The following is a 13,610-nucleotide window of genomic DNA, read 5'->3' on the forward strand; positions in this document are numbered from 1 at the left end:
AATATGTAAACATAGGAGAAATAATCATGGCGAAAGAAAAAGTAGTTCTAATTACAGGTGCCTCTAGTGGCATAGGTGAAGCGAGTGCAAAAACATTGGTTAATAACGGCCATAAAGTCATTCTTACCGCCAGAAGTGAAGATAAATTAGCTGAACTAGTTGAGTCGTTAGGTGAAGATAACGCACTGAGTGTACCCGCAGATGCCACCGACTTTACCGAACTTGAAAACGTAGTAACAAAAGGGCTTAAAAAATTTGGCCGACTAGATGCCGCATTTGCCAACGCAGGTATGGGCGTTTCAACCGCAGGCACTGAAAAAGGCGACCCCGATGAATGGTCAACCATGATAGACATAAACATTAAAGCCCTGCTGTGGACGGCAAAAGCAACCCTGCCCCATTTACGCCAAAACAAAGGCCACTTTATATTAACCAGCTCAGCCGCTGGGCGTAAGCCTATTAAAGGCTCTATTTACGGTGCAACTAAATGGTTTGCTTACGGGTTTGGGCAAAACTTAGCTGAGGAAATGAGCGAGTGGAACGGCCGCTGCACCACCATAGCTCCTGGCATGGTAAACACCCCATTTTTTGATGAAGCTAAGCCCGATAAGCTCGACCCACAAGATGTAGCCGAAGCGGTATTGTTTGCAATAGAAGCAAACCAGCGCAACAGCGTACGCGAAATTTATTTAATGCCGACTAATTAACGCTGATTGGTTAAATTTGAGCTGTCAGGTTTAATGCTAATGAGTTAAACCTGATGGTTTTTTATACTTAAATGAGGTTGGATTTTAATAGCGTAAGTTTGAACACTGCATAATTAAAAATCTGATTAGCTGCGTATTTCTACACGCCAAGGTGGATTAACTCTATTAACACCCGCCCAATATAGCTTAATTTTATGTCCTGACGGATCATGCAGTACGGCCTCTCGCCATAAATAGCTCTGGTCTGTAGGTTCTTTTATAAATACAAAACCTTTAACTTTTAAAGCCTCAACCAGTTCATCTAATTGTTCATGTTCAAAATATATTACCGTGCCACAATCAAACTCACCTCGATCTAAAGACAAGGAGAAAGTTGAATCCCCATCTGGGCATTCAAAGCGAGCATAATGCGGGGTGTCTACAATTTGAGTAAAACCTAAGTCGCGATAAAATTTAGTCGAAATTTCCATGTCTGTAACAGGTAATGTAATTTGATTTAAGTTCATTTAACTTCCCTGTGAAAAAATTAAAGTAGGTGAGCACTTAATTAATTTACGATTGTTATGTAATACTTTACTTATTTCTTCACTAATTAAAGCCTGATACGTAGCTCATCAAAGTGCGAAAATAAAAGTATCTGTCTAGTTTATTATGTTTTTGTACTGTTTCACATTCGAAACCTTCGTCGCTATTTTTGAAACTCATACTTTACGAAACACATAACGCCGCCATATGGGGCATTGTTTATAGAGTGGTGCTTTGGTGTAAAGTGGCGCAGCCACACCAAAGCGCCGCGGAGTAAACAATGTCCCTATGATGGCCTTGTTATAACTCATTGTTAGTACCGTACGTTTTGACTGCCTCTTTGCATTTAGGCAAGCCGCAGTAAGTGCTTAATATATACAAATGCGTATCTTTAGTTTTTTGTAGTTTGGCTGATGCTGCCTGTAGATCGCCGGCTTTTATTAACTGCTGAACCTCTGAGATAAGCTTTAATTGGGTGATGGTATTGCTGGAAAGTGTTTGCTCTACCGCTTCATCCGCAGCCAAATCGATAGCTTCGTTTGCCGCCTTAAAACCCCAAATGCTCGCAACTCCAATGACCAAAATAATTACCAAACCTATAGTCCATTTTTTCATCGTTACTTCCGGGTCATTCAAAGTTATAACGCCCTAATAATGGGCAAAAAGTTGTTGGCTAAAATGTTGAGGAACGAAAACAGTCAACTGATTTTTGTCCTTATTTATTAGCTTGTTATAAAGCATTTATACCAAACTTATTACTGGCTTATCTGTGCTTAGAACATTTAAACACTCATTGCTGCCTTTAATCAAATACTCACTTAACATAGTGTCTTTGGATAAGAAGCCAGCGCGATTACTTTCTTGAGCCAACCAACCAAAATCATGTATTTGTAAAAGCCAATTACTCGTTATTTTATTGCTTGCCCAAAACTCTAATAAATCACCTTCATCAAGACACCTAAATCCGATTGGCTGTTGAAAACATACTTCAATTCGTAAATTAGAATCAGCGACAACTACTACTTTTAAATAGTCTAAATCGTAGTTGATTGATTCAATATGTGTTTGATTACCACTATAACTTGTGAACTCAATAGTTGAGGCTTTCATCAAAACTTCCGTGCTTTATAACAATTTAGTCTACGACATTTGTCGTTTTACAAACCGACAAATGTCCATATATTACAGTGATTTTATCCTAGCTATAAAATAAACACCTGTAAACAAATAGTTAGCTTCGCCTTAGCTTTCTTAAATGCAGCAAAACCCCAAAATGGTGGAGATCAGTAATATCAGACATATAGCTGTGTAGTTGTACTAGTTGATTATCAATTAACAAATCATATTTTAAATATTAGGATTTAAATCAATAACACATACAGCCCACAACCCTTATCCTTGTAACTCGTTACTGCTTATAAAATTAGTTAAAAATCACAATCTACTTCTATTGAACCCTTTGTATTTTTACTTCATATTAGCTGAACTACTTTTCAATTATTAGGCTGTTATGTCACTTTTAAAATTTAGCCAAGCACTTATATTTATCCTTGCAAGTACCCTGTCGCTTACAAGCCATGCGGCGCTTAATAAAAATGAGCGTGAAATAGTAAAACAGGTTGAGCAAAATATGCCGCAAGCGCTTGAAGAGATAAAACAAGCGGTAAACATTAATAGCGGTTCGCTTAATATTGAAGGCGTAAAAAAGGTGGGCGCGCTTGCAAGCGAGCAACTAAAAGCCATTGGTTTTGAGGTTGAGTGGTTAGATGGCAGCGCGTTTAACCGCGCAGGGCATGTATTAGCAACCCATGAGAGTAATGATCCCGATGCAATAAAAATACTGATGATCGGCCATCTTGATACGGTATTTGCCAAACACGATGACTTTACCACCTATAAACAAATTGATGAACACACCGCCAGCGGCCCAGGTGTTGCCGATATGAAAGGTGGTAACACTATTATAATTACCGCACTTAAAAGCCTGCAAGCGCTTAATTTACTTGAAAATGTAAGCATAAAAGTACTGCTTACGGGCGATGAAGAAAGCAGCGGTCGCCCACTTAGCTTATCTAAAAAGGCGATTGTTGATGGCGCAATTTGGGCTGACGTAGCGCTAGGTTTTGAGAACGGCGATAACAATATTAAAACCGCTATGGCGGCGCGCCGTGGCTATACCGGCTGGACGTTAAATGTTACGGCCAATGCGGCCCATTCGTCGCAAATATTTAGTGACAATGTGGGCTATGGTGCTATTTACGAGGCGTCGCGTATTTTAAATGACTTTAGAGAGCAACTAGCTACACAACCTAATTTAACCTTTAACCCTGGGCTTATTGTCGGTGGCACTGATGCACAGTACGACAACGCTAATTCGTCAGCCACGGCGTTTGGTAAAAGCAATGTAATTGCACAAACCGTGCATGTGGCGGGTGATTTACGTGCGCTTTCGCCAAAGCAGGTAGAAGGCGCGAAGAAAGTGATGCAGCAAATAGTGGCTAAAAGCTTAAATGGCAGCCAAGCTGAGCTTATTTTTGAAAACGGCTACCCACCAATGGGACTCACCGAGGGTAATAAAAAGCTGCTTGCACTGTATAGCCAAGCAAGCCAAGACTTAGGTTATAACAAAGTGGTGGCTGCAAACCCTCGTAATGCCGGCGCTGCTGATATTTCGTTTGCTGCAAACCATGTTGATATGGCGCTTGATGGCTTAGGACTAATGGGCAGTGGCGCACACACTAAAAACGAAACCGCCGATTTAACCTCGCTTAATAAAAACACCGCTAAAACAGCGCTGCTTGTATATAGATTAGGCCAAATGTAAAAGTATTTAAAACGAGTGCTGTTACTTTTGCACTCGTTCAAATATATGTGATGAAAAAATGTCTATCACGACATTATTTTGAAAAGCAAATCTCGCACTGTTGCCGGTTCAAACGGTTTATCGCAAATGGCATCAACGCCCGCTTGCGCAATATTGGCTAGATGGGTGTCGTTTGCCTCTGAGCTCACCATTAAAATAGGAATATGCGAGTAAGCATTTGAGCCACGTACAGTTTCGGTTAGTTCGCGACCATCCATTTCTGGCATGTTGTAATCGGTAACAATCAAGTCGAATGACTGTTCGTTAAGTTTTTCAATTGCTTGTTTACCATCTTGCGCCTCAACCGGGGCTGGTATTCCCATACCAGCAAGCACACGAATAATATGCTTGCGCGCAAAACGGCTATCGTCAACAACAAGAACACGTAATAAAGTAACATCAAAATGCTCTAGTTCGACCTCTTCTTCTGTAATTATGTCGAGCGTCGCTTTTAATGCGCGTGTAATTGCATCTGCACTGAATGGTTTAGGTAAAATGGCTAATACGCCCGACTGCCTTAATTGCTCAAGGTATTTTTTATTGCGTTCGCTCGAGATCAACATAAACGCTTGGCTTTCTGTGCGCGGGTTCGAACGAATGCTTTGTAACAAAGAGTCTGCAGTACCATCTGCTAAGTACATGCTGCTAATGACTAAATCGGGCTGATATTTTTCTAAAAGGGCTAACGTTTGCGCTTGATTACTTGCGGTTTCTACTTGGGTTACACCACATTGAGTTAGTGATTTGATTATCAGTTTTTGCTGAACCTCTGAAGGCTCTACTAATAATATTGATAAATTGGCTATTGCAGTTAAATCACTCATGTAACTCTCTTGGGTTATGTTATTGCTAAACGATTGTGGTTTTACATTTCATTATAAAACAACATGTATCACTGGGGTTAACAAAACGCTTATTTATATGCATTTATTTGTAAGTTTTAAATTACAAATAAATCAAAACTTTTGAATGTACTCAAGCGCGGTCATTTTTTTATAACTTACATTTGGGTGTAGTATGTGAGCAGGATTAGGATCGACCACCTCGATAGGTATGTTATAAGTACGGGCTATTTCTAATGCCATTTGGGTGATATTTACACTAAACGAGGTGCCTATAAATACAATTTTATCAGCGTTGAGCATTCGCTGCTGTGCTTGGGTTATTCTGTAAAGCTCGGTGTAAAATTCATCAAACAACAACACAAAAGGCTTAAACGAATGGTTAAGCTCAGGTGTTTGGTTTTGAATGTTAAACAGCTCAAAAAGAGATTCATGCAGGCGGCTTTCATCTACACTATCCCACGGGGTCATCAGCGGTTCAACAGCTTCGCCTTGCTCATGAAATAGCGTCATTTGATCGAGCCTGCCGTGTATAGCAATGTAATTTTTGTTACCGGCTTTGCCATCAAGCCCATCTATATTTTGGGTTATTAAGTTTTTATCACTCAACCAATGATGCACGTCATTAGGGCCATGGTTACGATACGTTGCAAAGCGGTTGTAATACCAGGCTAAAAACTCGCGCGGATTGTTTTGATACATGACACGCGTCGCCATTTCCATAGGTGTATAGTTTTTACTGCCTATAGTCCAAAAGCCATCTTCGTCCCTAAAAGTAGGTATACCGCTAGCAGCACTTACTCCTGCACCGGTAATATAAAGCGTATTCATTATTTGACCTCGTAACCTAGCACATCATTGATAACTTGCTGTTGGTTATTCATTCCACCAATACGATATAAAATACCGTTATGCTCTAGTAAGCCTCGGTGATCCATCGTTGCAGTTTTAAGTGGCTGCATTACTTGCCATGTATTATTTTTAATATTAAAGCGCCATACATGACGACTTGCTGGAGCTGGCTGTTTGTTATAACCAATGCCATCGTAATTATAGGGGTTGCTTGAGCCAGCTAGCATGTAAATATGGCCATTATAGCTTGTAGCAGCCATACGATAATGTGCTTCGCCTGTTGGGTGTGGCAGCGTTCGCCAATCTATTTTTTGTGGGTTGTTGGCATTTATTGTGCCTTTTAAACATTGTGCAACCCCTGAAAACGAGCGGCGTGAACTTGGGTTTGCTTGGGTTTTTACGCCATCGCAAATAACAATAGTATTACCACTAATTGCAGCCGCTTGGCCAAATACAGGCTCACCTAAAAAAGGCGACGCCTGCTGCCATGTATTGTTTTTAGTATCGTATACTTGCACTAAATTTACGTTGCCATCGTTATGCCAACCGCTAATAAGGTATATGTAACGCTCTTTGTAGCTTAGCGCTACGCTGTCATCTACTGGGACTGGCATAGACTTGAGTTTCGTATAGCTATTTGTGGTTATATTGTATTTATACACGTCTGGGCTCGATATTTCCGTGTGATCTGCAGCAACAGTGTAGCCACCAAATACATAAGCGTATTTGCCTATACCAACCGCTGTACTTGCTAAACGCCCCTTAATTGGCAAGCTAGAAGGTACTGCCAATTTAGCCTGCCATTGGCTTTCTCCCAGCTTTAATGCCCACACTTTATTATGTACATCACTAAATTGTTTATTTGAAGCTAAGCCCATAAAGCTTAAGAAATAGGTGTTATTTTGCGCTGTAACTTTAGCTACTGCGTTGTTTGCAACAGGCTCAGGTAAAGCAGGAATGCTAGCTAGCAGTGCAGAAAAAATAAAACTCATATAAAAATAATCTTATTAAAGGTTAATAAAGTAAGGTTAATTTATTTTTCAACGCTGAACCAGTTTTGATAAGCCTTGTGATGCACTTACTGCTTTCAACACCTCAAAATATAAAATAAGTCAAAGCTACTTTTTTGTTAAATTAACTTTATGAACTTACGTTAAGTGTAAAAATCATCCGCTTTTGGTTGATAAAAAAACAATTAAACATGGACTTAATACTTTTGTTTAAAGATAATATATATTATTAATCATTTAAAATTAATTTTAATGAAGCCGTGTATACGTTAGCTATGGTATTTTTTTAGTTATGGTTACTTTATAAGCTAATGATATATTGAAAAAAGTTAAAGGCTCACATAAAAAGTAGCAGCGTATTTTTGCTATATTTACACCATTCATAATGTTAATGTAATGTTCTTCAAATGTTTAAGAAAAGCAATTTCGCTTATATAACTTATGACTAGGTAGGAGTTCCTTAGTGAAAATTTCGCATCAATCACTATGGCCATTATTGTTTTTATCACCGCTTGTAATTGCAGACCCTTTTGAAGATGCTGAGCTCGATCTTAGCGCATTAATGGAAATGGATGTTCAAGTAACGTCTGCAATGAAGCGAGCTCAATCTGCATTTGATACTGCCTCGTCTATTTATGTTTTAAGTAAAGAGCAAATTAATAAATCTGGCGCAAACTCAGTACCAGAAGCATTAAAAATGGTACCTGGACTTATTGTTAGGCAACTTGATAATAATCAATGGGCAATCTCTTCGCGCGGTGTTGCGTCTCGATTTTCAAGTAAGCTTTTAGTTATGGTTGATGGGCAAAGCTTATATACACCTAAATTTGCTGCTGTTTATTGGGAAACACTGAATGTCCCACTTTATGATATTGAACGAATAGAAGTTATTCGCGGTCAAGGCGGCCTATTGTGGGGCACAAATGCAAATAATGGTGTGATCAATATTATTACTAAAAACAGTATTGATACTCGTGGTGCCTACGCGAATGCGACTACCGGTAATCAAATAAATATTGATGCTAACGCGCGATATGGCGGCGACTTAAGTAATAAAGGCAGTTACCGTATTTATGGTCATGTAAAAGATGCTAATGAGTCAAAAAAAGGGATTTCACTCACGCCTAGCGACACAGCCAAACAACATTCTTTGGGTTTGCGTGCTGACTTTACACCAAGTGACGAATGGTCTGCTTTAATCCAAGGAGATGTTACACACTCTAACTTAGGCCAAAACTACCGTGGAGTTATTGACGAGACCAATAGAAACGTTTCATTTTCTGGGGACTTATCACGTACTGATTCTCGTGTTATGGCGCGCCTAGAAAATAGAATATCTCCCGACGCAAACCAAATGTTGCAAGTGTCATGGCTAAAACAAAGTGGCAACCAAACATATATAAAAGAAAACTTTGAATCTATAGATATAGACTACCAAATGAACTTTTTATATGACTCTTTGCAGCTAGATTGGGGCTTGAATTACAGATATAACAAAATATCTTTCGAGGAAAGTGTATTTTTAGACAGTGATAAAGACCTAGACAATCTTCAACAATATGGTGGATTAATCCAAGCCCAATATAATGTTATACCCAATTATCTTGATTTAGTTGTCGGCACTAGGCTCGATCACAATGATTTAACTGGCTGGGAAAACCAACCATCGGCTAGGGTTATCTATAAGCCACAAGAGCGCCATCTAATATGGGGTGCTATATCCAGAAGTGTACGTACACCTACCCTGATAGAGTTTAATGATGACTACAAAGTGAATGGGACAGTTGTAGAAGAGGCGCTTGGTGGAAGTACTGGCATTAAAGCTATTGATGAATATGCGATTGCCACTTACCTCAATGGCAACGACAAAGTTGAATCAGAAAACTACGTTTCATACGAGTTAGGCTACCGCTTTGAAGGTGATAGCACATCATTAGATTTGTCCGTATTCCATACAGATGCCGATAATATAGCAGCGATTAGATTTAACACCGATCCCAATCAGTTTCTGCCTGCTATACGTTCTTTTCAGCTCGGTCAATTTGAACAAGCCGCATTTGCGCTTACTCAAACTCGTGTCGATCTTGATATTGTTTCGCAGGGTGAAACAACAACTAACGGGTTTGATATAGTTGCAACCTGGCAACCGCTGAATAACCTAAGTACAGAACTAGGGTATAGCTATACAAAAATTGATTATGATTTACCCGAGGGAGCAACACCAACTATAGGTTTTGATTCAACTAATAGACAAGTATTTGGCAAAGTAAACTATACGCTTTTTAATAAACATAATATTTTTGCAACGCTTAGAGTTGAAAACTCAGACGCTTATAATACCAACCGTTACACTACAATGGATATAACCTGGAATTATCAAATTAACCAAACATGGTCTACGGCTTTGTCGGGTAAAAACTTATTTGCAGGCTCTCACATTGAGTATAACAACACTCGTGAAACCTACACACTGCCTAACTACATTGATGAATGTATAACATTTTCAATTAAAGCCAGCTTTTAAGATTATTTAATGCAGCTATTAAAACTTTTACTCAACGGCCTATTAATTACATTAACACTATTTTTTAGTGCTAATAGTGCTGCGACAGAGAAAGAGTATATGCTCAAGGCTGGTTTTTTGTATAACTTTGCTCGCTTTGCAAACTGGGTAACACCGACGTATCATAATGATAACTTTACATTATGTAGCCCAGACGAAACATTCATCAACATTGCTGATGTTGCACTCACTAAGCGCAGTATTAAAAAGCGCCCATTAGTAAATAAACACATATCGCTTAATAGTAGCTCACTAACACAATGCAACATGGTATTCATTACATCAAAAACATACCAAGATTGGGTAAATACTCCTGGTTTAACTTATCAAAATATTTTATTAGTGGGAGAAAGTGACGGGTTTATAGAAAACAATGGTCACATCAGATTTTTTCTATCAAGCGGTAAGGTCCGTTTCGAAATATCACCTAATAACCTTAAATCAAATGGCTTAACAATAAGCTCTAAAGTATTACGCCTTGCGCGAATTGTGGATAGTTAGAATGAAAAGACTATTCACCTTAGACACTATTAGTAAAAAGCTGCTTTTTATACTGATGAGCGTAGCATTTATATCAAGTAGTATTGTAACTGTAGCATTTGGTACATACGAATTAAGCAGTGCAAAAGGCGAACAAATAGAAAGTCTGAACTCTCTATCAAACATGATGTCGCCAAATATAGCCACCGCACTTATCTTTGAAGATTTAGAAGCAATTCAAGAACTAATAAAGCCTATTCTTACTCGTACAGATGTAATCTCTGCTATTGTTACTAATCGAACTGGAGATATTGTAGCAAAAACTAATTCGCACATGTTATCCGATAATGTTGAGCATGCTGTTGAAGTAAAAAAACAACTGACTATAGATGGTAACAACGTTGGCGAATTAGTAATCTATGCTAACAATAGCTATATCAATAATCGAATAGATTTTTATGTAAAGTTTATAATTAGTCTCACGCTACTATCCTTTGCTGTCAGCCTAATTATTTCATTGTTACTGAGGCGTCGTTTTTTAAGCCCCATTTTATATTTAGCTCAAACAGCTAACGACATCACTAAATCAAATGACTATAGTTTACGTGCCGAGCAACTCTCTAATGATGAGGTTGGCGAATTAACCGTATGTTTTAACGATATGCTCTATACAATAGAGCAACGTGAACACGCTTTAGAAAATCAAGTTAAAACACGTACCCAAGAGCTTGAAAATGCTAACAGCGAACTTCACCGCTACGCATATCAAGATGGTTTAACCGACTTACCTAATCGTCGTTTTTTCTACGAAGAAATACAAACGCTTATCAGTAATGACAATACAAGCTTTGCATTGATATTTTTAGATCTTGATGGCTTTAAAGACGTTAATGATAGCCTAGGCCATGACTACGGAGATTTACTGTTACATCATGTAGCCAATAGACTCAAAACATGCATAAAAGATGAGGATATAATTGCAAGATTAGGCGGAGACGAATTTACATTAATTTTAAAAAACGCTAACCAAACAATCGCTGTTAAAGTTGCTGATAAAATCAAACAAGCATTATTAAAACCGATACAATTAAAAGAAGAAACTGTATGTGTTACCGCAAGTATTGGGATTACTCTTTATCCTGAGCATGGTAGTACAGTAGAAAAGCTTGTAAAACGTGCAGACCAAGCAATGTATTTGTCTAAAAAGAAAGGTAGAAATAGGTACGAATTTTTCTCTTACTCAATTGAAGAAAAAGCAACTGAGAAAAGAAAACTCATTGAAGAAATAAAACTTGGTTTAAAAGAAAATCAGTTTGAGTTGTACTATCAGCCTATTTTTTCTGTTGATGGTAAGAGCATTACTAAAGCCGAAGCATTGATCCGCTGGAATCATCCACAAAAAGGATTAATAGGGCCTAATGAATTTATCCCTATGGCAGAAAAAAATGGCTTAATAAGCAACATAGGCCGCTGGGTGAAATCGCAAGCAATACAAGACTGTACTTTATTCAATAAATTATCTAAACGCCTTATACAAGTTAGCGTTAATACCTCACCACTTGAGATTGATCGCTCTGGTGAGTGGGTTGAGCAATGGATACAGGCAAGCGAACAATTCAATTTACCCGAACACTCTGTCTTAATAGAAGTAACAGAGAACACCCTAATGGGAACTGATTCAGAAATAAAGCGACAGCTAAAGCGACTAAGTGAATTTCAAATAGATGTTGCTATTGATGATTTTGGCGTGGGTTACTCATCATTGGCATATTTGCAACGATTAGATATCGACATCCTTAAAATAGATCGTTCATTTATAAAGGATATAGAAAAAAATGATAATAGCATTGCACTAGTAAGGGCTATTATCACAATGGCCCATAACTTAAATGTAGAAGTAGTTGCTGAGGGAGTAGAAAAACAAGAGCAGTACATGTTACTAAAACAGATGCAATGTGATTATATTCAAGGCTATTACTTTTCTAAACCAGTTTCAAAAAAGGTGTTTGTCAGCGAGTTCATTGAAGAATAACGCGCAATTAAAACCAGCGAGGCACTACCTGTGAATATTGTTTATATTCAACAGTAAAGCTCTCGGTTAAATGCTTTTCTTCTACCAGAGTTTGCCTGTATATAGCTGCGACCCCAATGACTAAGCATATTAAACTAAATAAGCTTGGCAACGCTAAGAAAAATCCAATTTGAGCGGCTATCACGCCCAAATACATTGGGTTTCTAGAAAACTGATATAACCCTTTTGTTTTTAATTCCCGTGGACCGTTTGGATCAACTCCTGAACGCCATAATGAAGCCATATTAAAATGAACAAGCATCGATAAAGCAAAACCTGCTGTCAAAAGTACATTGCCAAACATAACACCGGGCCAATCATTCAAACCAGCAAATAGCCCTAAGTAATTATCAAGTGAAGGAACAAACACTCGCAATACACATACAAACCATATCAAGGCTCTAAAGAACTTAAACGCAGTATGGTTCCACCAACTTGCACAATACTTAACTCCAGGAAAAACAATGTTTTCTTTCTCAGTACGTGACATATAAATAATTCTATAGGTATAAAAGCCTGCTACAAATGTATAAAACAAAGCAAGGTAGATACGAGTAAACTCTATTAAAGAAGGTGAGTCATCGATAAATAAAGGGAAAGACATAGAGGACCCTAAATGAGTAAAAACGTTAATAAAAGGAGAGCATAAAGCCCCTAAGGACTTTTAACAAGTAAAGTTAAACAAAACCAATAATAACTTATCTCTATAAAAGTATTAGCCAATACGCTTATTTAAATCGCTAGTATTTTTTATATTGTTATAAATCTTAAATCAATACATAGAGAAGTAAATCTGTAAAAGTCACCACGAAATAGAAATTATTATTATGTAAAGGCTGACTTGTGCGGATCTCGCTTTGACATTGTTATGCATAATGTATGGGAATTAAAATACCGTTGAGCACAGGATATGCATCAGCAGCCGCTACTGAGTTCGGCATAGGGTCTTGGCTATTTACTAAACCCCAGACAGAAAAAAAACGACTATCGCTAGTCGGGCTCTCTACAATTTTAAGCCTGCGTAATGTCGTGGTGCCCACAGCTGTAGAGAGTCACAGTGAAATGTTACCTATCATAGGTCAGTGTATTGAATAACCAAAACACTGTCCACAAAGAGGCGCTTCGCTCAGGAGACGCTTCGCTTTAGAGAAGGAAATACTGAATATTACTTTTCTATAAACGTAAAAAAATTTAGCGAATTGAGCTTTGTTGTATTTGAAGCCTGCGGCCTGCGTAATTTCTTGGTGTCCACAGCGGTGGAAAGCCAAAACACTGTCCACAAAGAGGCGCTTCGCTTTAGAGAAGGGAATGCTGAATATTACTTTTCTGCAGACGTAAAAAAGCCCGACTATTGCTAGTCGGGCTTTCTACAATTTGAAGCCTGGTAATGTCCTACTTTCACATAGCAAATGCTACACTATCATCGGCGCTGTTTCGTTTCACTACTGAGTTCGGCATGGAGTCAGGTGGGTCCAAAACGCTATTGTCACCAAGCAAATTTGGTCGTTAATCCGTATCTCTACGCACTAACTGAATTTGGAAAATATCTGATAATATTTTTTAAGTCTTTCTGTCAGTAATATCTACTTTAGTCATTAACTTCTGTCTTAACTGTCACACAAAACGCGTTTGGCGTTGTATGGTTAAGCCTCACGGGTAATTAGTACAAGTTAGCTTAATGGCTCACACCACTTCCA

The 13,610-nt window shown here is 38.3% G+C and carries 12 protein-coding genes and 1 rRNA gene; 5 read left to right on the forward strand and 8 right to left on the reverse strand.

Translation table 11 applies throughout. From position 1 onward, the window contains the following. The first annotated feature begins 26 nt into the window (after positions 1–26). Positions 27–707 carry an SDR family oxidoreductase gene (locus tag R0J88_RS02775; RefSeq protein WP_410899010.1) on the forward strand — a complete coding sequence of 227 codons (681 nt, stop codon included), beginning with the start codon at positions 27–29 and terminating at the stop codon, positions 705–707. Between the two features lie 125 nt (positions 708–832). Here R0J88_RS02775 and R0J88_RS02780 read toward each other — a convergent pair whose 3' ends face one another. From R0J88_RS02780 to R0J88_RS02790, 3 genes are all read right to left on the reverse strand, one after another. Beyond that, on the reverse strand, positions 833–1,213 hold the full coding sequence (locus R0J88_RS02780; protein ID WP_248518755.1) for a VOC family protein: 381 nt from the start codon (positions 1,211–1,213) through the stop codon (positions 833–835). Positions 1,214–1,532: 319 nt separating this feature from the next. Next, complete coding sequence (locus tag R0J88_RS02785; protein ID WP_410899011.1) at positions 1,533–1,868, reverse strand: hypothetical protein; 336 nt, start codon at positions 1,866–1,868, stop codon at positions 1,533–1,535. A gap of 105 nt (positions 1,869–1,973) precedes the next feature. After that, a complete protein-coding gene (locus R0J88_RS02790; RefSeq protein WP_010556918.1) occupies positions 1,974–2,342 on the reverse strand; it encodes a hypothetical protein in 369 nt (122 codons plus the stop codon). Positions 2,343–2,742: 400 nt separating this feature from the next. Between R0J88_RS02790 and R0J88_RS02795 the strand changes: the two genes are divergently transcribed. Then, positions 2,743–4,056: a M20/M25/M40 family metallo-hydrolase gene (locus R0J88_RS02795; RefSeq protein WP_410899012.1), complete on the forward strand. Its 1,314-nt coding sequence runs from the start codon at positions 2,743–2,745 to the stop codon at positions 4,054–4,056. Between the two features lie 65 nt (positions 4,057–4,121). On the opposite strand, the gene R0J88_RS02800 is transcribed toward R0J88_RS02795, so the two are convergent. The 3 genes from R0J88_RS02800 to R0J88_RS02810 all read right to left on the reverse strand — a co-directional run bounded on the left by R0J88_RS02800 (position 4,122) and on the right by R0J88_RS02810 (position 6,781). Further along, on the reverse strand, positions 4,122–4,919 hold the full coding sequence (locus tag R0J88_RS02800) for a response regulator (protein WP_039037483.1): 798 nt from the start codon (positions 4,917–4,919) through the stop codon (positions 4,122–4,124). Between the two features lie 132 nt (positions 4,920–5,051). Continuing rightward, a complete protein-coding gene (locus R0J88_RS02805) occupies positions 5,052–5,768 on the reverse strand; it encodes an SIR2 family NAD-dependent protein deacylase (protein ID WP_410899013.1) in 717 nt (238 codons plus the stop codon). Beyond that, positions 5,768–6,781 carry a Kelch repeat-containing protein gene (locus R0J88_RS02810; RefSeq protein WP_410899014.1) on the reverse strand — a complete coding sequence of 338 codons (1,014 nt, stop codon included), beginning with the start codon at positions 6,779–6,781 and terminating at the stop codon, positions 5,768–5,770. Before R0J88_RS02810 ends, R0J88_RS02805 begins: the two co-directional genes overlap by 1 nt. A 481-nt stretch (positions 6,782–7,262) precedes the next feature. Here R0J88_RS02810 and R0J88_RS02815 point away from each other — a divergent pair, with 481 nt between their 5' ends. The 3 genes from R0J88_RS02815 to R0J88_RS02825 are packed head-to-tail and all read left to right on the forward strand — an operon-like array spanning position 7,263 to position 11,874. After that, on the forward strand, positions 7,263–9,323 hold the full coding sequence (locus R0J88_RS02815) for a TonB-dependent receptor plug domain-containing protein (protein WP_286889515.1): 2,061 nt from the start codon (positions 7,263–7,265) through the stop codon (positions 9,321–9,323). Between the two features lie 9 nt (positions 9,324–9,332). Continuing rightward, the gene (locus R0J88_RS02820; RefSeq protein ID WP_286889513.1) at positions 9,333–9,863 is read left to right on the forward strand and encodes a YfiR family protein; all 531 of its coding nucleotides are present in this window, start codon (positions 9,333–9,335) and stop codon (positions 9,861–9,863) included. Between the two features lies 1 nt (position 9,864). Next, positions 9,865–11,874, forward strand: coding sequence for a putative bifunctional diguanylate cyclase/phosphodiesterase (locus R0J88_RS02825; protein WP_410899015.1), 2,010 nt, complete (start codon positions 9,865–9,867; stop codon positions 11,872–11,874). Positions 11,875–11,881: 7 nt separating this feature from the next. Here R0J88_RS02825 and R0J88_RS02830 read toward each other — a convergent pair whose 3' ends face one another. Both R0J88_RS02830 and rrf read right to left on the reverse strand, forming a co-directional pair. Further along, positions 11,882–12,517 (reverse strand): methyltransferase family protein, encoded by a 636-nt coding sequence (locus R0J88_RS02830; RefSeq protein WP_410899016.1) that lies wholly within the window; start codon positions 12,515–12,517, stop codon positions 11,882–11,884. 775 nt (positions 12,518–13,292) lie between these two features. Beyond that, positions 13,293–13,407: ribosomal RNA gene (gene rrf / locus R0J88_RS02835) — 5S ribosomal RNA — on the reverse strand. Between the last annotated feature and the right edge of the window lie 203 nt (positions 13,408–13,610).

This window comes from Pseudoalteromonas sp. SIMBA_162 (genome assembly GCF_046535955.1).
Taxonomy (GTDB): Bacteria; Pseudomonadota; Gammaproteobacteria; order Enterobacterales; family Alteromonadaceae; genus Pseudoalteromonas; species Pseudoalteromonas marina.